Genomic DNA, 25,704 nt, shown 5'->3' on the forward strand with positions numbered 1-25,704 from the left:
CCGCGGGGGCGCGACCGGAACGGGGGACCGGTCGGCCCCCGCGTTCCGTGCCCGGCCACGGTCAGTCGCCGAGTACCACCGGAATCTCCTGCCAGCCGAAGGCGATGAACGACGGCACCTGCCGCAGCTCGTCCGCGTCGACGGCGAGCCGCATCCCCGGGAACCGGTCGAACAGCGCGGGCAGCGCGGTCAGTGCCTCCACCCGGGCCAGCGGCGCGCCGATGCAGCGGTGCACGCCGATACCGAACGCCATGTGGTCGTCGGCGCCGCGCGCGGCGTCGAAGGAGTCCGCGTCCGGGCCGTAGTGCTCGGGGTCCAGGCCCGCGGCGGCGTACGTCGTGATGATGGCGTCCCCGGCCGGGACCGTGACGCCCGCGATCTCGATGTCGCTGACCGCGAACCGGAGCGGTAGCGAGGCGATCGACGGGTGGACCCGCAGCGTCTCGTCGACGACCGCGTCCCAGGTGATTTCCCCGGCCCGTACGGCCGCCAGCTGCTCGGGGTCGCGCAGCAGGGCGACGACCGCGTTGCCGATGAGGTTCACCGTCGTCTCGAATCCCGCGCCGATCACCAGCAGCAGCGTGTACAGCAGTTCCTCGTCGCTGAGCCGGTCGCCGTCCTCGTCCCGCACCCGGATCAGCTCGGTGGTCAGATCGTCCCCGGGGTGCTCGGTGCGGTGGGCGATCAGCGCGGGCAGCACCGTGCCGATCTGCTGCTGCACGAACGCGGCGTGCTCGGGGGAGGGGTCCGAGGTGTCCATGATGGCCGCGATCAGCCGGGTGGTGTCGGTCACCAACGCGTCGGGCACGCCGAAGAGTTCGCAGATGAACCGCAGGGGCAGGGGGTGGGCGAGGGCCGCCTTGATGTCCACGACGTCGTCGCCGGAACCGGCCACCTGCTCCAGCAGCTCCGCCGTGATCGCCTCGACCCGGGACCGCATCGCCTCGGTGCGCCGCTGGGTGAAGCTGGGTGCCACCAGCTTGCGCAGCCGGGTGTGGTCGGGGCCGTAGGTGGACAGCATGTTGACCACGCCGACCCAGCCCAGGATCCAGCCCCAGGAGGGGTGTTCGCCGATCTCCGGCCAGAGCCGCCAGTGCTTGCGGGGATCCTTGCTGACCTGCGGGTCGAGGATGAGCCGCTTGAGGGTGTCGTAGCCGGTGGGCGCCCAGGCCGGGATTCCGCCGGGCAGGTCGACGGGCACGACCGGGCCGAGGGCGCGCAGCCGGGCCGACTCCGCGGCGATGTCGGAGCCGAACGGGTCGAGGGCGAAGCGTTCGGTGCGGTCGGTCACGGTCACGACGGGCCTCCAGGCAGATCGGGGGAGCGGGGGCTGAAGCGCACGGGCAGGCCGGTCAGCGAACGGTGGAACGGACCCGGCCGCCAGGACAGACGCTCGCGCGGCAGGACGGGGTCGAGATCGGGCAGCCACTGGGTGAGCCGTTCGATCGCCTCCGTCGCGATGAGCAGCGTGTGCTGCTTGACCGGGCAGGCGTGCGGCCCCGCCGACCAGGACAGATGGGAGGCGTCCCCCGGGTGCCGACGGGCGCCCTGGTCCTGCTCGGCGGCGTGCGCGAGCGCCCCGTAGGAGATGACGACCGGGACCGCGGCCCTGATCCACGCGCCGTGGAAGGTGACCGGTGTGCGGGCGTAGTGGATGCCGTAGTTGGCCAGCGGCGTCTCGTGGTGCAGCACCTCCACCACGGCGTCCATCACCGGGCGCGCCCCGCTGGTCAGCGTGGAGTAGTAGGAGGGGTTGCCGAGGATGCGGGAGAGCGCGTTGGACACCAGGTTCGCCGTCGGCTCGTGCCCGGCGCCCAGGGTGAGGAAGACCTGCCAGGTGACCTCCTCGGGGGTGAGCCCCGCCGGATGGTCCAGCAGCCAGCTCGGCAGGTCCTCGCCGCGCCGCTCGGCCTTGGCCGCGATCAGCTCCAGTACGTATCCGCCGAACTCCGCCTCGCCCTCGGCCGCTTCGGCGCCGCCCTCCATCATCTTGCCGAGCGCCGTGTTGAGCCGGTCGCTCGCGCTGTCGGGCAGCCCGAACAGGTCGTTGAAGACCAGCGCCATCAGCGGCCGGGCGAAGTCGCGCACCAGGTCGGCCTCGCCGCGCGGACCGATCCGCCCCACCAGCAGCCGCACCGCGCGGTGCACCCGGGCGCGCAGATCGTGCGGCTCGACCCGGTCGAAGGCGTCGAGCAGCGCGGTCCGGTAGCGGATGTGCGCGGCGCCGTCGGCGAACAGCGTGTTGGGCCGCCAGCGCATCATGCCGAGCACCGGGGAGTCGTCGGCGACCGTCGACTCCCAGGGCCGCGGATCGTGCGAGAACGTCTCCGTGTCGTGCAGCAGATCCAGCGCCGCGCGCCGGTCGGTGACGACGTACGCGGGCACGCCCGGCGCCAACTCGGCCCAACCGACCGGCCCTTGGGCGCGCAGATCGGCGTAGTAGCGATAGGGGTCGAGGGCGAAGCCGTCCTCCCACAGGCGCACGGGCGCGGAGCGGGAGAAGGTCTGCTGGGTGGTGGGGTAGGTGGTCACCGGGTCTCCGGAGGGTGGCGGTCGATCAGGTGCTGGACCAGCGCGAGCAGCGCGTCCACGGAGGAGTTGGTGTCGCGCGCGTCGCAGGTCACCATCGGTGTGCCCGGCTCCAGGTCCAGGGCGGCGCGCAACTGCTCCTCGGTGTAGTGGCCCGGCGCGTCCGGGAAGGCGTTGAAGGCGACCGCGTACGGCAGCCCGCTCTCCTCCACCAGACCGAGCACGTCGAAGGACGCGTCGATGCGGCGGCTGTCCACCAGGACCAGCGCGCCGAGGGCGCCATAGGCGATGTCGTCCCACAGGGAACGGAACCGCTCCTGGCCGGGCGTGCCGAACAGGTAGAGCACGATCCCGCCGTTCAGGCTGATCCGCCCGAAGTCGATGGCGACCGTGGTCGTCGCCTTCTCCCGGATCCCGGCCAGGTCGTCCACCGGCGCGGACGCCTCGCTGAGCCGCTCCTCGGTGTGCAGCGGCCGGATCTCCGAGACGGAGTCGATCAGCGTGGTCTTGCCCACCCCGAAGGGGCCCGCGACCAGGATCTTCACCAGGTCACGGGCATCTTCGGGCAGGTGGATGCCGCTAGTCGTGCTTGAGGGCGCGAAGGCCATCGGCCACTCTCTTCAGCAGGTCGGGGTCGAAGCGTTCGGCGGTCGGGATCGGGGCGCGGGCGAGGACCAGGTTCCGGTCCACCAGCGTGCCCGCGAGGACCCGCACGGCGGAGACCGGCAGTCGCAGGTGCGCCGCGGCCTCCACCACCGTCAGGGAGCCGCCGTCCAGGGCGTCCAGCAGGGCCAGTTCGGCGGCGGGCAGACCGGCCGGCGCGGGCTCGCCGCTGCCGGAGAGCACCGAGAGCCGCTCCAGCTGGGGGCGGCTGGGCCGGGCCACGCCGCCGGTCGACAGATACGCGGGGACCAGCGGACGGCCGCCCGGGCGGCCGGTCATTCCGGCGCGCCGCCGTCGGTCCCTCTGGGCGCGGCGGCCATCGCCTTCTCGCCGAGCCGCGCCACCTGCGAGTGCACCCGGTGCGCCAGCAGGTCCAGACGCACCTCGGCATCGCCGTAGGCGGCGACACAGGTGCCGTGGTCGGTCGGCACGATCAGGACGTATCCGTGGTCCGACTCGATGACGACCTGGCGCACCTCGGCCCGCTCCCGGTCGGCGAAGGCGGCCGCCGCGGTACGACAGGCCCCCTGCACGGTGCTGGTGATGGCGGCCACCCGCTCGGCCGACGCCTGGCTGAGCGCGTCGGTGTAACCGGTGACGAGCCCGTCCCGGGTGAGCAGTACGGCGGCCACGACATGCGGCACCTCGAGGATCGGATCCAGCACCCACGCCGTGTCTCCTGCTTCGCGGCCGGTCATCAGGCCGTTCCCCCCTCGTGGTCGTCGCGCTCGGTGTCATGGTCGGTGGCCGCGGTGTCCTCGTGGGCCGCGGAGCGTGCCGCCGCGGTGGCGGCCTGGAGCCCGCCGAGCGCGGCGGCGGACTCCTCGGGCCGTCGGGCGGGCGTGCGCTGTTCGGGTACGTCCGCGGCAGCGGCCGTTCTGCCGCGGCGTCGGCGCTGCGGCAGCCCGTCGGGGTCGGCGGCGGGCTGGGTCCCGTGGTGCCTGGTGTCGGCCGGGGTGCCGTCGGGTTCGGCGACGTAGTCGTGGCCGGTGTCCGCCGCGGGGGTGGGGGCGGGCGTCGGCTCGGGTGCCGCCCGGCGCGTCGGGCGCGGGGCGCTGGCGGCCGGGGGCCGGTCCTCGGGGTCGATCCGGGTGAGCAGATGGCTGTCGACGCGCAGCACCGCCCGGACCCCGCCGTACGGCGAGGGCGAGGACAGGTCCACGGTCAGATCGAACTGCCGGGTGAGCTGGCCGATCGCGGCGAGCCCCATCCGCGGCGGATCCCCGAGGTCGGTGAGGAGGATCGGCTCGGAACCGGCCACCAGCCTCTGGGCGCGCTCCCGTTCGTCCAGGGTCATGCCGAGGCCCGCGTCGTCGACGGTGACGCAGACACCGTGGTGCACGTGCTCCAGGTTGACCACGACGTCCGTGTCCGGCGCGGAGTGCCGCAGCGCGTTGTCCAGCAGCTCGGCGACGATGATCGCGACGGGTTCGACGGCGTGCGAGACCAGCGCGGTGCCCGCCTTGAGGTGGTTGTTGACCCGGACCCGGTGGTAGCCCGCGAGCCGGGCCTGGCCACCGGTCACCGCGTCCACCAGATGGGACTCCTCGCGGGCCAGGCCCACCCAGGCCCCGCACACCACGGCGGCGACCTGGGCGCGCCGCAGCGACTGCTCGTTCTCATGGTCCAGTTCGAACAGGGTCTGCGCCAACTCGGGGTCGTCGTAGCTCTGTTGCAGTCCGCGCAGCGCGTCCTGGAGCCGGTACAGCGCGGCCTGGATCTCCCGGGTGGCGCCCCGCATCCCGGCCTGTGCGGCGGCGTCCACGCGCAGGTGCTGCGCGGTCAGTTCGACGCGCAGCTGGCTCAGCACGTTCTCCATCGCCACACCGAGCGAGGACCCGGCCGCCCGGAGCTGGAGGGGGCCCGGCACCGCGACATGGGGGTGCGCGAGCTGGCGGGCAGCGGCGGGCACGCGCTTCGCCGCGAGGTGCTCGATCTCGGCCGCGAACGTCTGCACCACGCCGTCGAGATGGGCCCGCAGCGCGGCGATCTCGTCCCGCTGCACGGCCCGTTGCCGTCTCGACCGGAGCAGCCCGCTGCCGAGGGCGAGCGCGGACAGGGTGCCGACGGCCAGTCCGCCGAGGGCCAGGTCCGGTAGTTCGATCATCGAATCGGTATCCAGAGAAGAGGGCAGGGGTGAGGGCGAGGCCCCCTCACGAGGCGCTCGCAGCACAGTACACACCGTCATCGACCGCTCTCGCACGGTCGATGGGTACTTCGCTCCGAATCCGCTCGCTCTCTGTTCACTTCTGCGTCAACTGTCTGAATTGCCGGGCAGCGACCGCGAGTTGATCTTCGATGGCCAGGCACCGGAAAAGAATCTTGGAACAGTCTCCGCGCCGATGTCGAGAACGGGTCTCCGGCTGCGTCCCAGGGGTGAACGCGACCACAATGGGTCGCACCAGTACCAAGGAGAGCCACCATGGCGAAGTACCTGCTGCTGAAGCACTACCGCGGCGCCCCGGCGGCGGCGAACGACGTGCCCATGGACCAGTGGACACCGGAAGAGATCTCGGCGCACATGCAGTTCATGCGGGACTTCGCGGACCGGCTGGAGAAGACCGGCGAGTACGTCGACGGCCAGGCGCTCGCCCCCGAGGGGACCTGGGTCCGCTACGACGGCGAAGGGCGTCCGCCGGTCACCGACGGTCCGTTCGCCGAGACCAAGGACCTCATCGCCGGGTGGATGGTGATCGACGTCGACACCTACGAGCGCGCCGTGGAGCTCGCCGGAGAGCTGTCGGCGGCCCCCGGCGCCGGCGGGAAGCCGATCCACGAGTGGCTGGAGCTGCGTCCCTTCCTGGCCGTGAATCCCACCACGGACTGCCATGGATGAGGCCCTGCTCAGGAGCCTCACACCGAGCGTGCTCGGCATCCTCGTCCGCCGCGGAGCAGACTTCGCGGCGGCCGAGGACGCCGTACAGGAAGCACTGATCGAGGCGCTGCGCGTGTGGCCCGCCGACCCGCCGCGGGACCCGAAGGGGTGGCTGGTCACGGCGGCCTGGCGCAAGTTCCTCGACGCGACCCGGGCGGACGCCGCCCGCCGCCGGCGCGAGGACCTCCTCGACGAGCAACCTCCGCCCGGGCCCGCCCCCGGGGCCGACGACACGCTCCAGCTGTACTTCCTGTGCGCCCACCCGTCGCTGACCCCGGCCTCCGCGGCCGCCCTCACCCTGCGCGCCGTCGGCGGCCTCACCACCCGGCAGATCGCCCAGGCGTACCTGGTGCCCGAGGCGACGATGGCGCAGCGCATCAGCCGGGCCAAGCGCACCGTCTCCGACGTACGGCTCGACCGGCCCGGCGATGTCGCCACCGTGCTGCGCGTCCTGTACCTGGTCTTCAACGAGGGCTACTCCGGCGACCTGGACCTCGCCGCCGAGGCCATCCGGCTCGCCCGGCAGCTCGCCGCCGTGATCGATCACCCCGAGGCGGCGGGGCTGCTCGCCCTGATGCTGCTCCACCACGCCCGCCGCGCCGCCCGCACCGCACCCGACGGCAGCCTGGTGCCGCTCGCCGAGCAGGACCGCAGCCAGTGGGACACCGAGCTGATCGCCGAGGGCGTCGAGATCCTCCAGGCGGCGCTCGCCCGCGACCGGCTGGGCGAGTTCCAGGCCCAGGCCGCCATCGCCGCCCTGCACGCCGACGCGCCCACCGCCGAGGAGACCGACTGGGTGCAGATCGTCGAGTGGTACGACGAACTCACCCGGCTCACCGACAGCCCGGTCGTCCGCCTCAACCGCGCGGTCGCGGTCGGCGAGGCCGACGGCCCCCGCGCCGGACTGGCCGCGCTCGCGGTGCTGGACGACTCCCTGCCCCGCTGCACCGCGGTCGCCGCCTACCTCCACGAGCGCGACGGCGACCTGCGCACGGCGGCACGGCTGTACGCCGAGGCGGCCCACAAGGCGCCCAACCTCGCCGAGGTCGACCATCTGACCCGCCAGGCCGCCCGGCTCAACGCCCGTCTGCGCCAGCTCAGGTCCACCGAAGCCAAGGGAGCAACCGAGGACCAGTGACGCGAGCCCTGCGACCGGTTACCGTACTCGCGAGTAACCGGACCGCACGCAGGAGGCCCCCATGCCGCAACTCGCAGTCGACGGCGCGACGCTGACCTACGACGACGAGGGCCCCCGCGACAGCGCCGAGGTGCCCCTCGTCCTCGTCCACGGCTGGACGGCGAACCGGCACCGCTGGGACCACCAGACGACGCACTTTGCCGAGCGGCGCCGGGTGGTCCGGCTCGACCTGCGCGGGCACGGCGAGAGCAGCGGGGCGGGCGTGCGCACCATCGAGGAGCTGGCCGCCGACGTCCTCGCCCTCCTCGACCATCTGGGGATCCAGCGGTGCGTGCTGGTCGGCCACTCGATGGGCGGAATGATCGCCCAGACCATCACGCTCGCCCACCCCGATCGGGTCGAGCGCCTGGTGCTGGTCAACTCCATCAGCCGGATGACGTACAACCGAGGCCGTGGTCTGCTGATGGCCGCCTCGACCCTGGTGCCCTTCAAGCTCTTCGTCGCCACCAACATCCAGCGCGCCTTCGCCCCCGGCCACCCCCGCGAGGAGATCCGCGAGTACATCCGCGCCTCGGCGGCCACCCCGCGCGAGGTGGTCATGACGCTGTACGGCGCCATGCGCGCGTTCGACGTCCTGGACCGCCTCGGTGAGATCCGCACGCCGACCCTGCTGGTGCACGGCTACCACGACATCCAGCTGCCGGTCACCCAGATGCTGCGGATGGCGAAGGCCTGTCCCGACGCCGTGGTGCGCATCATCGACGCGGGCCACGAACTCCCGGTGGAACGTCCGGCGGAACTCACCGCGGCGATCGACTCCTTCGTGACGGCCCCGGCACCCGTCTGAAAGGCACGCCATGGCAGCAGCGGTTCCGCGACGCGTCGAGCGGGCGGTCGCGCTGCTCGATGTGGGTCCGGCCGACCGCGTCCTGGAGATCGGCTGCGGTGGCGGGGTCGCCGTCCAGCTGGTCTGTGAACTGCTGGAGACCGGCTCGATCACGGCCGTCGACCGCTCGGCGACGGCCGTGGCTCGAGCCCTGAGCCGCAATGCCGCGCTGGTCGAGGAAGGGCGGGCCGCGCTCGCCCGGATCCCCTTCACCGCGGCCGAGCTGGCGGCCGAGGGCCTGTCCGACCGGAGCTTCGACAAGATCTTCGCCGTCAACGTCAACCTCTTCTGGACCGGCCCGGCCCGCGCCGAACTGGCCCTCGCCGCATCCCTCCTCGCGCCCGGCGGCGCCCTGTACGCGTTCTACGAGACGCCCGCGGGTCGTGAGCAGGAGGTCGTAGAGAAGGCGACGGGCGCGTTCGAAGCGGCCGGATTCACCACCGAGGTGATCCGCTCGGCGCCGGTCGTGGCCATCGTGGGCCGTCCCTGAGGCTCCTTATTTAAGAGTTGCCTTATATAAGCCGTGAGTGGCATAGTCGGCCACGTGCACGCCTTCGATGTTCTGGGGGATCCGGTCAGACGCCGGATATTGGAGCTGCTCGCCGTGGGCGAGCAGGCATCGGGCGAGATCAGTGCCGTGATCCGGGAAGAGTTCGGGATCTCGCAGCCCGCCGTGTCCCAGCACCTGAAGGTGCTGCGGGAGAACGGCTTCGCGTCCGTGCGGGCGGAGGGCACCCGGCGGCTGTACGCCGTGGACGCCGCTCCGCTGCGCCAGGTGGACGACTGGCTGGAGCGGTTCCGGGGCTTCTGGGAGCAGCGGCTCGACGCGCTCGGGACGGAACTCGCGCGAGGCAGGCGCGAGCGCAGACGCCAAGAGGAAGTGAACGAGGATGACTGACTTCATCGACGAGATCAATCGACTGCACCGCGAGGTCGGCACCCGGCAGGTCGAGGCCGGCGACGCCCGCACCGTGCTGCTCCGGCGCTCCTACGACGCCGAGGTCGCCGACGTATGGAACGCGGTGACCACTCCTGAGCGCATCGCCCGCTGGTTCCTGCCGGTCAGCGGCGAGTTCGAGGTCGGCGGACGCTACCAGTTCGAAGGGCAGGCCGGAGGCGAGATCCTCCAGTGCGACGAGCCCAGCCTGTTGCGCGTGAGCTGGCTGTTCGGCCCCGATCCGGGCTTCAGCGAGGTCGTCGTGCGCCTCACCGCGGAGGGCGAGGACCGCACCGTCCTCGAACTGGAGCATGTGGCCGTCGTCCCGGAGGAGTTCTGGGGGCAGTTCGGGCCCGGCGCCACCGGGGTCGGCTGGGACATGGTGCTCCTCGGGCTCGGTATGCATCTCGCCGGGGGCGGGTTCGCCAGTCCGGAGAAGGCGCAGGAGTGGGCGATGTCCGACGAGGGCAAGGCGACCCACGCGCGGTCGGGCGAGCTGTGGGGTGCCGCGTTCACCGCTTCGGGCGCGGATGCCCAGGCCGTCGCGTCCACCACGAAGGCGACGATCGCCTTCTACACCGGCGCCGAACCCTCCGCCTGAGGCGGCCGAAACTTTCGAGCGGGCAAGTGGCCGCCGGGGGAATATGAGCCAACTGGGACAGGCGGTCGTTCGGGGCATTGACGGTGTATCAGGCCACCCGTATGGTCTGCGACGCCATTCGGAAATGTGTCCGAAACTTTCGGAAGGAAGGGGACGAGATGGCCCCCCGCACGACCATCCGCAAGGCCCCCGAACGTCCGCACCCCCGCCCGCGCACCGCACTCATCCTCGGCCTCGCCGGGCTGCTCGCCGCCACCGGTGTCACCGCTCTGACGGGCACCGCGCAGGCGGCGAGCACCCTCGGCGCGTCGGCCGCCGAGAAGGGCCGCTACTTCGGCACCGCCGTCGCCGCCAACCACCTCGGTGAGTCCGCGTACGCGAACACGCTCAACACCGAGTTCAACTCGGTCACCCCCGAGAACGAGATGAAGTGGGACGCCATCGAGCGCACCCGCGGCTCGTTCTCCTACGGCAGCGCCGATCAGATCGTCAACCACGCCCAGAGCCGGGGCATGAAGGTCCGCGGCCACACCCTGGTGTGGCACTCCCAACTGCCCAGCTGGGTCGGTTCGTTGGCCACTGCCGACCTCAGATCGGCGATGAACAACCACATCACCCAGGTGATGACCCACTGGAAGGGCAAGATCCACTCCTGGGACGTCGTCAACGAGGCCTTCCAGGACGGTTCCAGCGGAGCCCGCCGCAGCTCGCCCTTCCAGGACAAGCTCGGCAACGGCTTCATCGAGGAGGCGTTCCGCACCGCCCGCGCCGCCGACCCGGCCGCCAAGCTCTGCTACAACGACTACAACACCGACGGCGTCAACGCGAAGAGCAATGCCGTCTACACCATGGTCCGCGACTTCAAGGCACGCGGCGTGCCGATCGACTGCGTCGGCTTCCAGTCCCACTTCAACAGCGCCTCACCCGTGCCCTCCGACTACCAGGCGAACCTCCAGCGCTTCGCCGACCTCGGCGTCGACGTCCAGATCACCGAACTCGACATCGAGGGCTCCGGCACCGCCCAGGCCAACAGCTACGGCAATGTCGTACGCGCCTGCCTCGCGGTCAGCCGCTGCACCGGCATCACCGTCTGGGGCGTCACCGACAAGTACTCCTGGCGCGCCTCCGGAACACCCCTGCTGTTTGACGGCAACTACGCCAAGAAGCCCGCCTACACGGCCGTACTGACCGCGCTCGGCGGATCCGGCGGGGGCGGCGGTGGCACCGCGTCCTGTTCCGTGACCTACAGCAAGCAGGAGGAGTGGAACGACGGCTTCAACGGCAAGGTGACCGTCACCGCGGGCAGTTCGGCCATCACGAGCTGGACGACGACCGTCACGGTCACCGCACCGCAGAAGGTCTCCGCGACCTGGAACGGCTCGCCCACCTGGGACAGTTCCGGCAACGTGATGACGATGCGCCCGAACGGCAACGGGAGCCTCGCCGCCGGGGCGTCGACCAGCTTCGGCTTCACGGTCATGAAGAACGGCAACAACTCGGCGCCGGTACTGGGTTCCTGTACGGCGTCCTGACCGACGGTTCACTGGTCCAGGGGCAGCACCCGGAACGTCGCCGGGCCCACCGCGAGCACCCCGTTCGACAACGGGGTGCATCGCACACCGCCCTTGTCGCGGAGCGCGCGCTGGGCCCCGGGCCCGATGGTCACGTCCATCCACGCGCACGGCCGGGCCGGACGGTGCAGGGCGAAGGTCACGGGGCCGAATCCGCAGTCCAGACTGACGGCCGAGCCGACCAGGGCGTCGATGTCGACACCGCGCAGCAGGACGTTGCGGCGGGTGCCGCGCAGATCCACCGCCGGGTCGATGCCGACGGGCAGATTCTCCTCGGACATCAGGGTCACCGAGGCATCGCGATGGGCCGGCTGCCCGAAGTACCGGTCCCCGAGCAGACCGAGGCCCTCGCGCACCTGGGCCCGGGCCACGAGCTCCCCCTCGCCCTCGGGCGGCAGTCCGTCCCCGGGCCGCCCCGCGAGCCGGTGCATGGGCGACACGAGCAACTGCACCACCTGTATCTCCACCTCGGTCATGCACTCACCCTACGGAGTGCCGCGCAGGTCAGCACGGCGCCCGCCAAACCCCGAGATCCAGCCTTTTCCGCATCGACGACAGCTTCAGCCGCCGGGAGTCCGGGCAGAAGGCGGTGGTCGGTTCGGCGTACTCCACATGGAAGACCGCCTTGCCCGCGGCGATGAACGGCTTCAGCTCCCCGCACTCGTCGAACTGGGCGCACTCCTCGTTGACCGCGAAGTCGAAGTGGCGCACCAGCTGCGGAACTTGAGGCAGATCGTTCTTCAGCCCCACCGACAGGCCGCGCCGATGGGCGAGGTCCGCGATCATGCGGTTGTACCGGAGCTGATGGCGCGCGGTGAGCGGGAACCCGGTGTCGTTGCCGTAGCCCTCCAGCAGATCGGGCTCGATCGCGTCGAAGCCCTTGTCGCGGCACATGTCGAACCGGCGCTCCATGATCGGCCGGAGCACGGACAGTCGGCGGATGTCCAGCCAGCGCTCGCCCTTCCAGCCGTTGGGGCGGCCCAGCACCGACTCGGGGAAGGCGTCCTGGTCGGGGCGGAAGTCCTCCCAGGAGCCGACGTTGACGTAACAGATCACCTTGCGTCCGTCGCGGTGCAGCCGGGCCACGTCCGCGGCGGAGCTCTCGAAGCCGTCGATGTCGTAGACCGGCACGTCGACCGAGGGGTCCACCCGGCCGTCGAGCTGCCACTGCCAGGCGAGTCCGGGGCGCGGCTGCCAGCGGTGCCCTGCACGGACCGCTTCCTTCGAGTCCTGCGAGCACCCGGCCAGCGCCGCCAACGCGACGAGCGCCGTCACCAGAGCCGTCGCCCTCCTCATCGCTCCACCCCCGTCAGCGCGGGCGTCAACCCGGCCCAGGGATTGGGCTGTTCCCCCGTCACCGGCCCCGACACCGCGGCCCCCCGCTCGTGGGCCGTACGCACCGCGAGCGGCACCAGCGCCTCCGGCACCCCGTACACCAGATGGCAGAACCGCTCGGCCGGATGCCGGGCGGTCCACGCCGGGCGGCTGAAGGCCGAGACGTAGGTCGACCAGTGGCCCTCGAACGTGACCGTCAGATCGGCGAGCCGGGTGTACCCGGGCGCCGGATGGACGCCCGGATTGAGGACCACGGTCCCGGCACCGGCCCGCCGGACGGAGCGGACCAGCTTCCGGCACCCGGGGAGCCCGGCCCGTTCGGAGGGCACCCGGTCGAGGAAGCAGCCGTCGGCCGCGTACCACTCCCGGTGCCTGCGCATGTCCGCCACGACCTCCGCAGGATCGCGGCGCCCGTAGGCCGTGTCCGCGTAACCGAGCAGCCGTGCCCCGGCCGTCCGCAGCGCTCCGGCCGCCGCCGTGAACGCCGGGTCGGGCTCCCGGCCCGGTCCGCTCGCCGGGTTCAGGACCACCCCGTAGGTGCGGGCGGCGCCCGAGATCAGCCGGTGCCAGGCGCCCGGGTCCTCGGCCGGATGGACGTACAGCGGAATCAGCAGGCTCACGGTGCTCGGCCGCCCTCCCACAGTGCGCACAGTGATTCCTCCAGGGTGTGGGCGGGCCGCCAGCCGAGGGCGTCGTGCGCGGCGGTGATGTCCGAGCACTGCCACGACACCTGAGCCGAGCGGGCCGAGCTGGGCGCGGACTCCTCGATCCGGCCCCGGAAGCCCGCCAACCCGGCGAGCCCGTGCACCAGTTCACGCACCGGCACTGCCGCCCCGCCGCCGATGTTCAGCACGGGCGGCAAGGGACCACTCGCCCGCACCGCCAGCTCCACCGCCCGCGCCAGATCCCGTACGTCGACGAAGTCGCGGTAGGCCGACAGATCGCCGAGGCGCAGCACCGCCTCGGGGTCCGGGCCCGCCTCGCGGAGCAGGGCGGCGACCCGGCCGGGCAGCCCGGCGGCCGGGGCGCCCGGCCCCACCGGGTTGCCCACGCGCAGGACCACCGCGTCAAGCCCGGAGGCGGTCACGCAGGCCGTGCCCGCGAGCTTGGTCGCGCCGTACGGGCCGACCGGGCTGGTCGGCGCCGACTCGGTGACCGCGACGCCGGGTGCGCTCGGCCCGTACTCGGCGGCCGAGCCCAGATGGACCAGGCGCGCCGCGGGTGCCGCCGCCCGCAGCGCAGCGCACAGCATCGCGGGGCCACGGGCGTTGACCTCGGCGAGGGTGACGGCGTCACCCGCGACGGCTCCGGCGCAGTTGACCACGGCGTCGGGTGCCGCCGACGCCAGGGTCTTCGCCAGCTCCTCGGGGTCGGCCGAGGCGAGGTCGATGCGATGGTCGGCGTCGGCGGAGCGCCCGCCGCCGAGCACCCGCGTGCCCGGCAGGGCACGCAGCCGCTCGACGACATGACCGCCCAGAAAGCCGGTGCGGCCCAGAACGAGAATGCGCATACGGCGCTCAGGCTCCCTTGAGCAGAAGCGACTTGCGGCTGGTGAACTCCGCGTTCGCCCGGTCGTAGTCGTCGGGCCGCCCGATGTCCAGCCAGTACCCGTCGAACTCGTACGCGTACGGCGGGCGTTGGTCCGCCAGCAGATCGAGGACCAGCTCGTCGAAGCCGAGCGGCAGGCCGGGGGTGTAGGAGTCGAGGGTGGCCCGGGACAGGCCGTAGACGCCCATCGAGACCCGGTAGTCCATGCTCGGCTTCTCGGTGAACGCCACCACCCGGCTGGCGTCGGTGGTCAGCACCCCGAAGTCGATGTGGACCTTGCGCGCGTAGGTGGCGATGGTGAGCGGCGCGCCCGACTCCCGGTGCCGGTGCAGCACATCGGCGTAGTCGAGATCGGTGAGGATGTCGCCGTTCATGACCAGGAAGGTCTCCGGCAGTTGGTCGCGCAGGGCCAGCAGCGGGCCCATGGTGCCGAGGGGGCTGTCCTCGGTGGCGTAGGTGACGTTCATGCCCCACTGCGAGCCGTCGCCGACGTAGGCGCGGATGATCTCCCCGAGGTGGCCGATGGCGAGGGTGCAGTGGGTGAAGCCGGACGCCGAGAGCTGGCGCAGCACGATCTCCAGGATGGCGTGCTGATCGCCGATGGGGACGAGCGGCTTGGGCAGGGCCGTGGTGTAGGGCCGCAACCGGACGCCCTTGCCGCCCGCCAGGATCACTGCGTGCATGGGGACTGCTCCTTCGTGGAACGGTGGGGGGTCAGATGTTGTAGATGCCGGTCTTGTAGCGGGCCAGGTTGGCCGGGTCGCGGAAGAACTCCACGGTGTGCGCGAGCCCTTCCTCCAGGGTGTGGCCGGGCCGCCAGCCGGTGGCCGCGGTGAGCCGGGAGGCGTCCGCGACCAGCCGCATCACCTCCGAGGCGGCGGGCCGCAGCCGCTCGGTGTCCTCCCGTACGTCGAGGGCGGTGTCCATCACCTTGCCGATCAGCGCGACCAGGTCGCCGACCGAGATCTCGCCGCCGGTACCGGCGTTGAAGGTGCGGCCCACGACCTGTTCGGCGGGCCCGGTGCCCACCGCGAGGAACGCCCGCGCGGTGTCCTTGACGTAGGTGAAGTCCCGGGTGGGACGCAGATCGCCGAGGGTGATCGTCCGTTCCCCGGCGGCCACTTGACCGATCACCGTGGGGATCACCGCCCGCATCGACTGCCGCGGGCCGAAGGTGTTGAACGGCCGCAGGGTCACCACGGGAGTGCCGAAGCTCGCGTGGTAGCTGTCCGCCAGCCGGTCGCCGCCCGCCTTCGAAGCGGCGTACGGGGACTGGGTGTTGATGGGGTGGTCCTCGGTGATCGGCACCGTCTGCGCGGTGCCGTAGGTCTCGCTGGTCGAGGTGTGCACCAGCCGGGGCGTGCCGAGGGAGCGGGCGGCCTCCAGGACGTTGAGGGTGCCGGTGACGTTCGTGTCCACGTAGCTGTGCGGCGCCTGGTAGGAGTACGGGATCGCGATCAGGGCGGCCAGGTGATAGACGCAGTCGGCGCCTTCCATCAGGCCGCGGACCGAGCCGGGGTCGCGGACATCGCCGAGGACGATCTCGACGTGCTCCAGGACGTCCGGCGCCAGGGTCTCCAGCCAGCCGTAGGAGGAGAAGGAGTTGTACTGGGCCATCGCCCTCACCCGGTGCCCGGAGGCGACGAGGGTCTCGGTGAGGTGGGAGCCGATGAAGCCTTCGGCTCCGGTGACGGCGGCGAGCGGTGCGGAGGTCAACTCGTGGGTCCTTCCGGATGGTTGAAACGGGACTCAGACATGGGGAGCGGGTCGGCCCAGCGTCCGCAGCACGCAGAGCGTGAGACACAGGGCCGCCGCCCCGTAGGGCAGCGCGAGTTGGTCCTGGGGCGCCAGGGCGGCCCAGGCCGCGGCGGTCAGACAGATCGCCGCCGGCGGCCAGGCCGTGCCGAACGCCTGGAGCAGCAGAGCCGTCCACAAGGCGGCCGCGAGCGGCAGCAGCGCCACCGGGTCGCTGTCGGTGAGCAGCGCCGCGGGCAGCAGGAGCAGGAGGTAGGCGAGCAGACACAGGGCGAGGACACCGGCCGAGCGCCACAGGAACCCGAGGGGAGTGGCGGCAGCGCGCAGGGCGCCGACGGACAGTCCCCGATAGCGGTACAGCAGCCACTCGGCGGGCCCCATGGACACGGTCAGCGCGATCACCGCGTACGGATGGCGGCGGCCCTCCAGCAGCACCAGGATTCCGGCCGCGAGCCCGAACAGGCCGTACGGCAGCGACCGGTGGGCCGGTGGTGGGGGAGCGCCGGTCGCGGCCGGGGCGGTGACGGCGCCGCGCAGGGCGTGGGCGGTGACGGCGAGGGTGGCGAGCAGCGCCAGCAAAGGCAGCCCGGCGCGCAGGAGTTGGCCGGGCTCCCACCACGGCAGTACCGCGGAACCGGCGATCAGCGGACTGAGCGCGGCCAGCAGCCACCACTCCGCGCCGAGCACCAGCAGCACGCCCGCCGCGGCCAGATAGAGCGACTGCGCCGCCGCTACCAGGGTGACCGGTCCGCCCTGCGCGGGCACCGCGGCACAGGCCGTCGCCAGGGCCGCGCCGACCGGAGCGCCGAAGAGCAGCGTACGGCCCGCCTCCCGGCGCCCCGTCGCCCTGCGCAGGTGGGCCCGGTGGCCCAGCCCCTGCCCCCACGCCCAGGAGACGAGCCCCGCCAGGATCAGCGCCGTGGCGTGCTCCGAGGCGTGCCACAGCGGTGCCGCGAGGAGGTAGGCGAGGCCCGGCAGCGCGAAGAGCACCCCGCGCAGCAGACAGCGCACATGGTCGGGCCGCCAGGGGTCGGCCGTGGGGGCGGGTTCGGGAAAGGCCCGGGGGACCCGCTCGTACAGGGCGGAGGCGAGCGTGAAGATGTCCCGGTGCCCGTAGCGTTCCTTGACCACCGCGGCGGTCAGGCCCTCCGACTCCAGCAGCGCGGCCACCTCGTAGGGATGGACGGAGGGGCCGATCCGGTCGGCCAGCTCGGCGGCCAGCCCGTCCACCTCGGCGCGGTGCGTGCCACGGTCCGGGAGCCGCAGCGCCATGGTGGTGTCGTCGGCCAGGCGCAGGGCGAGCGTGTCCTGCTCCGTGCCGCCGGGTTCGAGAGCCATCGGGCCGCTCACAGGGCGAGGCTCCGCACGGGCTCCGGCGCCGGCGTCACCGTCCGGTCCAGGTCGGGAAGTTCCTGATAGATCGCGCGGAACGTGTCGATGGTCCGCCGCAGGGTGAACTGCTCGATCACCCGCAGCCGCGCCGCCTCGCCCATCGCCGCCCGCCGTCCGGGCTCGGCCAGCAGTTCCAGCGCGGCGGCCGCCATGGCCGCCGGATCCCTCGGCGGCACCACGAGTCCCGTGTCGCCGACGGCCTCGCGGACCCCGCCCACGTCCGTGGAGACGGTGGCCCGCCCGCAGGACATCGCCTCGATCAGGGTGAACGGGAAGCCCTCGCTGATGCTGGAGAGCATCACCACGGTCCCCGCCGCGTAGGCGTCCTTGATGTCGTCGACCCGGCCCTCGAAGGTCACCGCGTCCGCGTGCCCCAGCTCGGCGGCCAGCGCCTCGCAGCGCTCCCGGTAGGCCTCACCACCGCGAGGCGTCCCGCCGAACAACCGCAGCCGTACGTCCGGGAGTTGCTCGCGCACCAGGGAGAAGGCGCGGATGAGGGTCTCCAGGTCCTTGATCGGGTCGACCCGGCCCGCCCAGCTGAGCGTCAGCCCCTCCGGTTCGGGCCCGGCGGGCGGGAACTCCGCCGGATCCACGCCGTTGTAGACGGTCCGGATCGACTCCGGTGCCGCACCACCCTGCTCCTCCCACAGCCGGTTGTAGCGGTTGCCCGGCGTGATCAGCGCCGCCCTGCGGTAGGTCTCCTCCGCCAGCAGCCGGAAGAAGCCCAGCACCACGGCCTTCACCGGCCAGCGGTAGGGAGCGGTGCGGTAGCCGAGATAGCGCTCCCGCAGGTAGACGCCGTGCTCGGTGAGCAGCAGCGGAGTGCCGTAACGTTCCAGCGCCGCGAGACCGGGGAGCACCGCGACTCCGCCGCTCACCGCGTGGGTCACCCCGTCGCTGGGCACCGGGGCGGTCAGTGGGCGCAGCGCGTGCTCCAGCAGTCCGGTGGCGGTCAGCGCGTCATGCAGCGACGGCCGGGCCTCCCGCACCACCAGACCGGGGCGGTTCCACACCGAGGCCAGCACCGAGACCGCCCGGTCGCCGCGGAGAAAAGGGCTGAGCGATCCGTCCGCCGCGGCCCGCGCCATCGTGTACAGCGCGGGGGCGAAACCGTCCTCGGCACAGGGGTCGAGCAGCGCGGCGAGAAACCGCTCGTAGGAGTGGGCGAGCCGGCGCCGGGCGCGTCCGCGGGGCGGCTCGCCCTCCGGGGGTGCGCCCCACATCGGCACGGACCAGACGCGGGACACCTGGGCGGGCAGCTCCCATACGACGGGTTCATGACCGGTGCCGGTGACGGCGACGACGTCGAACTCCAGGTCCGGCATGCCGCGCACGAGCTGGTCGCACCAGACGCTCACGCCTCCGTGGCTGTGCGGATAGGTGCCTTCGGTGAGCAGGGTGACACGCGTCGCGTCCGAGCGTCGCGCGCCGTGGTGAACGTGCATCCATGTGCTCCACGGCCGAGGAGTGGGGTGGTCGAGCCGGTCCCGGCCGCGCGAGGGCGGCCGGGACCTCGGTTCGGTGCGCCGTTCAGGTCGCCGAGGGCTCTCTCGTTCCCCGCGGGACGAAGGTGTCGGGCGCCGGGTCCGTGACCGTCGCCGTGTCGGTGCCCGAGGCCGGTGCGGGAGTCGCCGACGCGGGCAGGCTCAGGGTGAGCGGGGCCCCGGCGGACGGCGTCCACCCCGACCGCTCACCGGCGTAGGGCTCGCCGAAGGCGGCGCCCGCCAGCGTGGTGCCGGTGGGCATGGTCGCGGTGACCGCGACTCCGTCCGGGGCCTCGACGGTGACCGTGTCGCCGATCCGGTAGGCCGTGACCTGCCCGCCGTCGAGCGCCGTCCGCCAGGCCGTGCGGCGCTGGAGCTCGACGCCGATGTCCTTCATCCGCGGGTTCACCACGGGGGTGTCGGCGGCGAACAGCCCCGCGTAGCCGTCGAGGACGCCGTTCAGCACCGGATAGGCGATGCGGTCCTCGGCGAGGTTGGACTGATGGATGTAGTGCGGCCGCGGATCGCCCGAGAGCACATGGCCGAGGGCCGTCCGCGTCTCCAGCGGAACGATGTAATCGGCGTACCCGGTGGCGGTGTCCAGCGGCTGGTCCAGACAAGTGGAAGTCGCCGGGTTGTCCTCGCAGATGCCGCTGCCGCCCTGGGTGCGGCGGGTGTAGATCCAGTTGTACTCGTCGACCTGCTCGGCGGCCCGGCCCGCGTTGTAGAAGACGTTCATGGGGTAGCGGGGCACGGTGACCGCCGGGCCGACCTGCCGCTGCCCGGGCTCGCGGGAGTTGTCCGAGCCGAGCCAGGCGATGTCGGTGTCGTCGAGCGCGAGCGCCAGGTTCGGGTTGTCGTCGCTCTGCTGCGGCAGCACCCTCAGGCCCGAGTGCTCCCCGGTGACCACCTCGTCGTTCGCCAGCGGCAGTCCGGCGTTCTGGCCCCAGACCCGGTTGGTGGCGATCTCGTCGGCGATGGCGTTGCGGCCGACCCAGCGGACGCTGCCGTCGGCCTCGGTGGCGCAGCGCCACGGCACGACGGTGGTGTCCTGCTCGCAGCCGAGGAAGGCGTGCGTGTAGGTGTGGTTGATCCAGCGGAACCGGGCGCGCTCGGCGAGGAACCGGTCGGCGAGCGGGTCGGCGCCGCCGTTGTCCTCGCGGTGCTCGACACTGCCCGCCCCGTTGTAGGCCAGGTCCAGCGTGAAGCCGCGGCTGTCCTGCCAGTCGGCGGCGTAGGTCACGTCCCCGGGCGTCATCCGGATCGGGTCGGGCGTGCCCGCTCCCTCGGGACAGTCGACGTCACCGGGCGTGCAGTTCAGCGCGGTGTTCCAGCGGTCGTCGGCGGCGAAGACGTCGTCCACGTGGACGGCGAAGTAGTTCCGGGACGCGCCCAGGTGGACCCCGCCCGTCAGCCACTCCACGATTCCGCGCGCCAGCAGCCGGAACTGCTGCTGGTACTGGTTGTAGACGAAGGTGACGACCAGCTCACGGCGCCCGTCGTGCCGGTACTCGCCCACCAGCGAGCCCCGCCGCTGTGTCCCGGGGATCGTCGCCTCGACGTAGGGAGTGAAGTCGGCACCGGCGACCGGTGTCGACAGATAGGCGTAACTCTCGCCGACGGTGGGGGAGTTGTCCTCGAAAGGCACCCCGCCGTCGAGATAGCCGAAGGGTCCGGCGAGCCCGGCCGCCGTGACCTCCGCCCGCATTCCGTCGGCGCTGCCGGCGTAGCCGCCCTCGACCGGGTACTTCAGCCCGGCCTCGGGACGCGCGTAGGTGTAGGCGTCCACCTGCGGGATGTCGTAGGTCTGCTCGTAGGCGACCAGGGCGGCCATCTCGGCCGATCCGGCCGCGAACGGGTTGTCGCTGGGCAGGACGACCGCCTGGAACTTCGCCCGGGGCCGGCCGTCGACGGTGTCCGCGAGCAGCTCCGCGTCGATCACCGGCCGGTCGGCCCGAGTGAGGTCGATCTCGGTGTACGGGGTTCCCGCCACCTCCAGTTCGGCGGCTATCGCGTCCGTCGACGGACCGCCGTCGCTGACGACCAGTACCCGCAGATCGATACGGGGTCTGGTGTCGGCCTGAGCCGCCCCGGCCGGCAGGCCGAGCGCGGCGATGAGCGCGCCCACCGTCAGAGCGGTGGTGCATAAGATCCGCTTCATGCGGTTCTGTCCCCTCCCCGGGCAGGGGTGGGTACTGCTCGCAACGAGCGGACGCACCCCCTTGCGCGACGCCGAGCCCCCCTCAGTAGCCGGTCGTCGACGCATCCGTCGCGTCACATGGTGGTGTCTGTGTGTAGCTTTCGTGGTCATCTTGCGAAACATGACGGAAAAGTGCAGGTGTCCAACTGGTCGCTTCCGGGCGGGACATGACGTGCGGGGGTCCGGTCGAGGAAGGCCGGCGCGGCGGCGCGAAGTGCCCGGAGCGCTGGCCGGGGGCCTGCACGGCACACCGGCGGGCCACTGGGGCCCGCCGGTGTTCTTCCGGAGGTCTGGACCACGCGGGGAGGGCGGCCACAGACCGGTTTCAGGTCAACCGTGGCCCGTCAGGCGCACAGGACCCGTGTCTCGGGGGTGTAGGCCGGACCGCCGCTGACGCTCGTGCGGTCGCTGAACTCGGCGTAGTAGTACGAGTAGAAGCCGATGTTGCCGTTGCAGCCGGAGTCGGCGGCGATCTGGAGGGTCAGGGTGACGGTGCGGCTCTGACCGGGCGGGATCGTGGCGCCGTAGTTCGCGCCGAGGTTGGCGGGGCCGGTGCCGGAACAGGGGGTGGGGCCCGCGGCGGTGGCCAGAGTGCACGACGTGAAGCTGTACTTCAGGTCAGGTCGCTGCGTGGTGAGCCACGTCGGGTCGATCGTCTGGTAGACGAACCAGATGTCGTAGGTGGCGTTGTTGGTGAGCGTCATCGACAGGTTCACCGTGCCGCCGGGCGTGGTGGTCGCGCTGTCGGAGCTGAACGTCAGGGTGGCCGGGGCGGGTTCGGCCGCGCTCGCGCTGGGGGCGAGGCCGAACGCGGCGAGCAGCAGAGCGAGGACGGCGGTGAGACCGAGACGTCTCATCAGAGGTGATCGCATGGCCCGGGAGGCTAGGCGCGCGCCGTCCGCCCGTCTGCATCATCGGAGCCGGAACGACCGGAAGTGATCCTGGCGTGATGGATTCGTGTGGGCGGCGTGAAGTGGGGCTACGGGTGTGGGGCCGCCCGGGGCGCTTCTCGCCCGCTCCGATGTTGATTGGCGCGTATCCCGAGGGTGCCGAAGGCTGCTCCCTACTTAATGAAAGGTGAAAGAAAAGTCGTGACGGAGTTATTGACCGGACCGCAGATCGAGCGGCAGGGTTCCCGAGAGCGCGCTCACCCCTCTGTCAACTCTCGTTCCGAGGAGCCTTTTTATGCCCGCACTCGGCCCACCCCACAGACGCTCCCTCGTTGCCGCGCTCGTCCTCGCCCTGGCGGCGGCCCTGCTCGCCGTCCTGCCCGCACCGCGTGCCGCCGCGGCGCCGACCCTGCTCTCCCAGGGCAAGCCGGTCACGGCCTCCAGCACGGAGAACGCCGGCACGCCCGCCACGGCCGCGGTCGACGGCGACACCGGCACCCGCTGGTCCAGCGCCTTCGCCGACCCGCAGTGGATCCGCGTCGACCTCGGCGCATCCGCCGCGCTCAGCCAGGTCGAACTGCGCTGGGAGACCGCCCACGCCTCGGCCTACCGCATCGAGATCTCCCAGAACGGCACCGACTGGTCGACGGCCTACTCCACCACGACCAGCACGGGCGGCACCGAGACCCTGAACGTCTCCGGCACCGCCCGCTACGTCCGGGTCTTCGGCACCGCCCGCGCCACCGGATGGGGCTACTCCCTCTGGGAGTTCAAGGTCTACGGCACCCAGGACGGCGGCCCCACCATCCCCGGCGGCGGTGACCTCGGCCCGAACGTCCATGTCTTCGACCCCTCCACGCCCGGCATCCAGGCCAAGCTGGACGAGGTGTTCCGGCAGCAGGAGTCGGCCCAGTTCGGCAGCGGCCGGCACGCGTTCCTGTTCAAGCCCGGCACCTACAACGGCCTCAACGCCCAGATCGGCTTCTACACCCAGATCGCCGGACTCGGGCTCAAGCCCGACGACACCCTGATCAACGGTGACATCACCGTCGACGCGGGCTGGTTCAACGGCAACGCCACCCAGAACTTCTGGCGTTCGGCGGAGAACCTCGCGGTCAACCCGGTCAACGGCACCGACCGCTGGGCGGTCTCCCAGGCGTCCTCCTTCCGCCGGATGCACGTCAAGGGCGGCCTCAACCTCTCACCGGACGGCTACGGTTGGGCGAGCGGCGGCTACATCGCCGACTCCAAGGTCGACGGCCAGGTCGGCAACTACTCGCAGCAGCAGTGGTACACCCGGGACAGCTCCATCGGCGGCTGGTCCAACTCGGTGTGGAACCAGGTCTTCTCCGGCACGGTCGGCGCCCCGGCGACCGGCTTCCCAGAGCCGAAGTACACCACCCTGGCGAACACGCCCGTATCGCGCGAGAAGCCGTTCCTGTACCTCGACGGCAACGAGTACAAGGTGTTCGCGCCCGCCCTGCGCACCAACGCGCGCGGCACGAGCTGGGAGAGCGGCACCCCGCAGGGCCAGTCCGTCCCGCTGAGCAACTTCTACGTCGTCAAGCCGGGAGCCAGCGCGGCCACCATCAACCAGGCCGTGAGCCAGGGCCTGCACCTGCTGTTCACACCCGGCGTCTACCACATCGACCAGACCATCCAGATCAACCGGGCCAACACCATCGTGCTCGGTCTGGGCCTGGCGACGATCATTCCGGACAACGGCGTCACCGCGATGCGCGTCGGCGATGTCGACGGCGTCCGGCTGGCCGGGTTCCTGATCGACGCCGGGACGGTCAACTCCAGCACCCTGCTGGAGGTCGGCCCGCAGGGTGCGGGCGCCGACCACGCGGCCAACCCGACCACCGTCCAGGACGTGTACATCCGGATCGGCGGCGCGGGCCCCGGCAAGGCCACCACCAGCATGGTCGTCAACAGCGACGACACGATCATCGACCACACCTGGGTGTGGCGCGCCGACCACGGAGACGGCGTCGGCTGGGAGACCAACCGGGCCGACTACGGCGTCCGCGTCAACGCCGACGACGTGCTGGCGACCGGACTGTTCGTCGAGCACTTCAACAAGTACGACGTCGAGTGGTACGGCGAGCGCGGCCGGACGATCTTCTTCCAGAACGAGAAGGCCTACGACGCGCCCAACCAGGCCGCCATCCAGAACGGCTCCACCAGGGGTTACGCGGCCTATCGCGTCGACGAATCGGTCACCACGCACGAGGCGTGGGGGCTGGGCAGCTACTGCTACTACAACGTCGACCCGAGCATCCGCCAGGACCACGGCTTCAAGGCGCCGGTGAAGCCGGGGGTGAAGTTCCACAGCCTGCTGGTGGTCTCGCTCAGCGGCAACGGCCACTACGAGCACGTCATCAACGACACGGGCCCTTCCACGGTCCCGTCCGGTACCTCCACCGTCCCGTCCACCGTCACGTCCTTCCCGTGACCGACTCCCTCCGGACCGGGCTGTCCCCGCGCCCGGCCCGGAGGGTCCTCAGAGCCTTGTCACTGAGCCGCCCGGTCCTGGAGGTTGGTCTGCCAGGCCGGGTTCGGCTCCTTCGGCTCCGTCTCCACGGGCCGTCCGCCGCGTGCGAAGAAGTCGGCGAGCGGGAGGATCGCCGCGCCGACCGTGACCGCGTCCGGGCCGAGGGTGCCCAGGTCGACGCTGACGTGCGCGGCGGGGTAGCGCAGCGAGTAGGCGGTGGCGTGGGCCCGTACGGAGTCCAGGAAGCGGCGGCCCAGTTGGAGCCCCGCCCAGCCGCCGACCAGGATGCGCTCCGGCTGGAAGAGGTTGATCAGGTCGGAGAAGCCGGCGCCCAGGTACTCGGCGGTCTCCTCCAGGATCTCCAGCGCCGTCTCGTCCGCGGGGCCCTCGGCCGGATAGGCCGCGGCGAGCATCGCCGTCAGCGCCGTCTCCTCGTCCACTCCCGTGGGCGGCCGCCCTCCCGCCTCCGCCCAGCGCTCCAGCAGCGCCTCGGCGCCCGCGTAGGCCTCCAGGCAGCCCTGGGCGCCACAGCGGCAGCGCCGCCCCCGGACCCGTACGGTCAGATGGCCCCACTCCACGGCCCGCCCCGGCCCCATGTCGGCGGAGACCACACACGCGCCGACACCGGACCCGAAGAGGACCACGGCCGCGCTCTTGGCGCCCCGCCCGGCGCCGAACCACATCTCCGCCTGGCCGAGCGTCTTGGCGCCGTTGTCGACGTAGTAGGGCACCGTCTCCGGCAGCAGTCCCGACTCCCGCAGATACCGCTCCAGCGGCACGGCGTCCCAGCCGATCGTCTGCCCGTGCACGATGGCGCCCTCCGCCGCGGAGTGCGCGACGATGCCGGGGACGCCGATGCCTACGCCCAGCAGCCCCTGCGCCGGGATCCCGGTCCGCTCCAGCACCTCGGCGATGCCCTCGCGCAGATACCGGACGACGACGTCGACGTCGTACCGGTCGACCCGCCGGGGCCCCTCCGTCGCCAGTGGCTTCTCGACCCGGGCGAGCTCGGTGAGCGCGAGGTCGAACAGCTCCACCCGGACCCGGGTCTCGCCCACGTCGATGCCGATCATGTGGCCGCTGTGCGGGCTGACCCGCAGCAGGGTGCGCGGGCGCCCGCCCACGGAATCGACGCTGCCGGCCTCCTCGACCAGTCCCTCCGCCATCAGCTCGGAGACCACGTTGCTCACCGATCCGGAGCTGAGGCCGGTGGCGGGCCCGAGCGAGAACCGGCTGAGCGGCCCGTCGAAGTACAGCCGCTGCAGCACGGCGGTGCGATTCTCCCGCCGCAGGTCACGTACCGTACGACCGCTGCGTAGTGTCACCCCTGCTCCCTCTTTCTCACGCCCGCGCCGCAACCACCTGGGCCGGGGCTCTTGACGCGATCTTAGCTTGACGCTTAA

25 protein-coding genes are annotated in these 25,704 nt (G+C 71.9%); 8 read left to right on the plus strand and 17 right to left on the minus strand.

All coding sequences use genetic code 11. The features are described from left to right. Positions 1-61: 61 nt before the first annotated feature. The 6 genes from STRCI_RS38085 to STRCI_RS38110 are packed head-to-tail and all read right to left on the minus strand — an operon-like array spanning position 62 to position 5,299. Positions 62-1,297: a cytochrome P450 family protein gene (locus tag STRCI_RS38085; RefSeq protein WP_269663564.1), complete on the minus strand. Its 1,236-nt coding sequence runs from the start codon at positions 1,295-1,297 to the stop codon at positions 62-64. Further along, entirely contained in the window at positions 1,294-2,532 is a 1,239-nt protein-coding gene (locus STRCI_RS38090) for a cytochrome P450 family protein (protein ID WP_269663565.1), read from the minus strand. The genes STRCI_RS38085 and STRCI_RS38090 overlap by 4 nt, the downstream gene beginning before the upstream one ends. Beyond that, on the minus strand, positions 2,529-3,137 hold the full coding sequence (locus STRCI_RS38095; protein ID WP_269663566.1) for a GTP-binding protein: 609 nt from the start codon (positions 3,135-3,137) through the stop codon (positions 2,529-2,531). Before STRCI_RS38095 ends, STRCI_RS38090 begins: the two co-directional genes overlap by 4 nt. After that, positions 3,109-3,471: a DUF742 domain-containing protein gene (locus STRCI_RS38100; protein ID WP_269663567.1), complete on the minus strand. Its 363-nt coding sequence runs from the start codon at positions 3,469-3,471 to the stop codon at positions 3,109-3,111. Before STRCI_RS38100 ends, STRCI_RS38095 begins: the two co-directional genes overlap by 29 nt. Then, positions 3,468-3,890 carry a roadblock/LC7 domain-containing protein gene (locus STRCI_RS38105; protein WP_269663568.1) on the minus strand — a complete coding sequence of 141 codons (423 nt, stop codon included), beginning with the start codon at positions 3,888-3,890 and terminating at the stop codon, positions 3,468-3,470. The genes STRCI_RS38100 and STRCI_RS38105 overlap by 4 nt, the downstream gene beginning before the upstream one ends. Further along, the gene (locus tag STRCI_RS38110; RefSeq protein WP_269663569.1) at positions 3,890-5,299 is read right to left on the minus strand and encodes an ATP-binding protein; all 1,410 of its coding nucleotides are present in this window, start codon (positions 5,297-5,299) and stop codon (positions 3,890-3,892) included. Before STRCI_RS38110 ends, STRCI_RS38105 begins: the two co-directional genes overlap by 1 nt. 315 nt (positions 5,300-5,614) lie before the next feature. On the opposite strand from STRCI_RS38110, the gene STRCI_RS38115 reads away from it, so the two are divergent. The 7 genes from STRCI_RS38115 to STRCI_RS38145 all read left to right on the plus strand — a co-directional run bounded on the left by STRCI_RS38115 (position 5,615) and on the right by STRCI_RS38145 (position 11,161). After that, a complete protein-coding gene (locus tag STRCI_RS38115; RefSeq protein WP_269663570.1) occupies positions 5,615-6,028 on the plus strand; it encodes a YciI family protein in 414 nt (137 codons plus the stop codon). Beyond that, on the plus strand, positions 6,021-7,205 hold the full coding sequence (locus STRCI_RS38120; RefSeq protein ID WP_269663571.1) for an RNA polymerase sigma factor: 1,185 nt from the start codon (positions 6,021-6,023) through the stop codon (positions 7,203-7,205). Before STRCI_RS38115 ends, STRCI_RS38120 begins: the two co-directional genes overlap by 8 nt. Positions 7,206-7,266: 61 nt before the next feature. Next, the gene (locus STRCI_RS38125; protein WP_269663572.1) at positions 7,267-8,052 is read left to right on the plus strand and encodes an alpha/beta fold hydrolase; all 786 of its coding nucleotides are present in this window, start codon (positions 7,267-7,269) and stop codon (positions 8,050-8,052) included. Between the two features lie 10 nt (positions 8,053-8,062). Further along, a complete protein-coding gene (locus STRCI_RS38130; RefSeq protein ID WP_269663573.1) occupies positions 8,063-8,581 on the plus strand; it encodes an SAM-dependent methyltransferase in 519 nt (172 codons plus the stop codon). A gap of 54 nt (positions 8,582-8,635) precedes the next feature. After that, positions 8,636-8,989 (plus strand): ArsR/SmtB family transcription factor, encoded by a 354-nt coding sequence (locus tag STRCI_RS38135; RefSeq protein WP_015655566.1) that lies wholly within the window; start codon positions 8,636-8,638, stop codon positions 8,987-8,989. Then, on the plus strand, positions 8,982-9,629 hold the full coding sequence (locus STRCI_RS38140; RefSeq protein WP_269663574.1) for an SRPBCC family protein: 648 nt from the start codon (positions 8,982-8,984) through the stop codon (positions 9,627-9,629). The genes STRCI_RS38135 and STRCI_RS38140 overlap by 8 nt, the downstream gene beginning before the upstream one ends. Positions 9,630-9,787: 158 nt before the next feature. Then, positions 9,788-11,161, plus strand: a complete 1,374-nt coding sequence (locus STRCI_RS38145; protein ID WP_269663575.1) for a glycoside hydrolase family 10 protein — start codon at positions 9,788-9,790, stop codon at positions 11,159-11,161. Positions 11,162-11,169: 8 nt separating this feature from the next. Here the strand turns inward: STRCI_RS38145 and STRCI_RS38150 are convergent, their stop codons facing one another. The 10 genes from STRCI_RS38150 to STRCI_RS38195 form a co-directional block, all read right to left on the minus strand. Then, on the minus strand, positions 11,170-11,676 hold the full coding sequence (locus tag STRCI_RS38150; RefSeq protein WP_269663576.1) for a molybdenum cofactor biosysynthesis protein: 507 nt from the start codon (positions 11,674-11,676) through the stop codon (positions 11,170-11,172). 28 nt (positions 11,677-11,704) lie between these two features. Further along, a complete protein-coding gene (locus tag STRCI_RS38155; protein ID WP_269663577.1) occupies positions 11,705-12,496 on the minus strand; it encodes an endo alpha-1,4 polygalactosaminidase in 792 nt (263 codons plus the stop codon). Beyond that, complete coding sequence (locus STRCI_RS38160) at positions 12,493-13,155, minus strand: spherulation-specific family 4 protein (protein ID WP_269663578.1); 663 nt, start codon at positions 13,153-13,155, stop codon at positions 12,493-12,495. The genes STRCI_RS38155 and STRCI_RS38160 overlap by 4 nt, the downstream gene beginning before the upstream one ends. Further along, complete coding sequence (locus tag STRCI_RS38165; RefSeq protein ID WP_269663579.1) at positions 13,152-14,045, minus strand: NAD-dependent epimerase/dehydratase family protein; 894 nt, start codon at positions 14,043-14,045, stop codon at positions 13,152-13,154. The genes STRCI_RS38160 and STRCI_RS38165 overlap by 4 nt, the downstream gene beginning before the upstream one ends. A 7-nt stretch (positions 14,046-14,052) precedes the next feature. Continuing rightward, entirely contained in the window at positions 14,053-14,766 is a 714-nt protein-coding gene (locus STRCI_RS38170; protein WP_269663580.1) for a nucleotidyltransferase family protein, read from the minus strand. 31 nt (positions 14,767-14,797) lie between these two features. Continuing rightward, positions 14,798-15,799, minus strand: a complete 1,002-nt coding sequence (locus STRCI_RS38175) for a GDP-mannose 4,6-dehydratase (protein ID WP_269663581.1) — start codon at positions 15,797-15,799, stop codon at positions 14,798-14,800. Between the two features lie 33 nt (positions 15,800-15,832). Then, complete coding sequence (locus tag STRCI_RS38180) at positions 15,833-17,188, minus strand: hypothetical protein (RefSeq protein ID WP_269663582.1); 1,356 nt, start codon at positions 17,186-17,188, stop codon at positions 15,833-15,835. Next, on the minus strand, positions 17,185-18,675 hold the full coding sequence (gene pelF / locus STRCI_RS38185; RefSeq protein ID WP_269663583.1) for a GT4 family glycosyltransferase PelF: 1,491 nt from the start codon (positions 18,673-18,675) through the stop codon (positions 17,185-17,187). Before pelF ends, STRCI_RS38180 begins: the two co-directional genes overlap by 4 nt. A gap of 85 nt (positions 18,676-18,760) precedes the next feature. Continuing rightward, positions 18,761-20,875 (minus strand): hypothetical protein, encoded by a 2,115-nt coding sequence (locus STRCI_RS38190; protein WP_269663584.1) that lies wholly within the window; start codon positions 20,873-20,875, stop codon positions 18,761-18,763. Between the two features lie 383 nt (positions 20,876-21,258). After that, entirely contained in the window at positions 21,259-21,786 is a 528-nt protein-coding gene (locus STRCI_RS38195; RefSeq protein WP_269663585.1) for a hypothetical protein, read from the minus strand. 313 nt (positions 21,787-22,099) lie between these two features. Here STRCI_RS38195 and STRCI_RS38200 point away from each other — a divergent pair, with 313 nt between their 5' ends. Further along, entirely contained in the window at positions 22,100-24,262 is a 2,163-nt protein-coding gene (locus STRCI_RS38200; RefSeq protein WP_269663586.1) for a discoidin domain-containing protein, read from the plus strand. A 59-nt stretch (positions 24,263-24,321) separates the two neighbouring features. Here the strand turns inward: STRCI_RS38200 and STRCI_RS38205 are convergent, their stop codons facing one another. Next, positions 24,322-25,626: an ROK family protein gene (locus tag STRCI_RS38205; protein WP_269663587.1), complete on the minus strand. Its 1,305-nt coding sequence runs from the start codon at positions 25,624-25,626 to the stop codon at positions 24,322-24,324. Between the last annotated feature and the right edge of the window lie 78 nt (positions 25,627-25,704).

This window comes from Streptomyces cinnabarinus (genome assembly GCF_027270315.1).
Taxonomy (GTDB): Bacteria; Actinomycetota; Actinomycetes; order Streptomycetales; family Streptomycetaceae; genus Streptomyces; species Streptomyces cinnabarinus.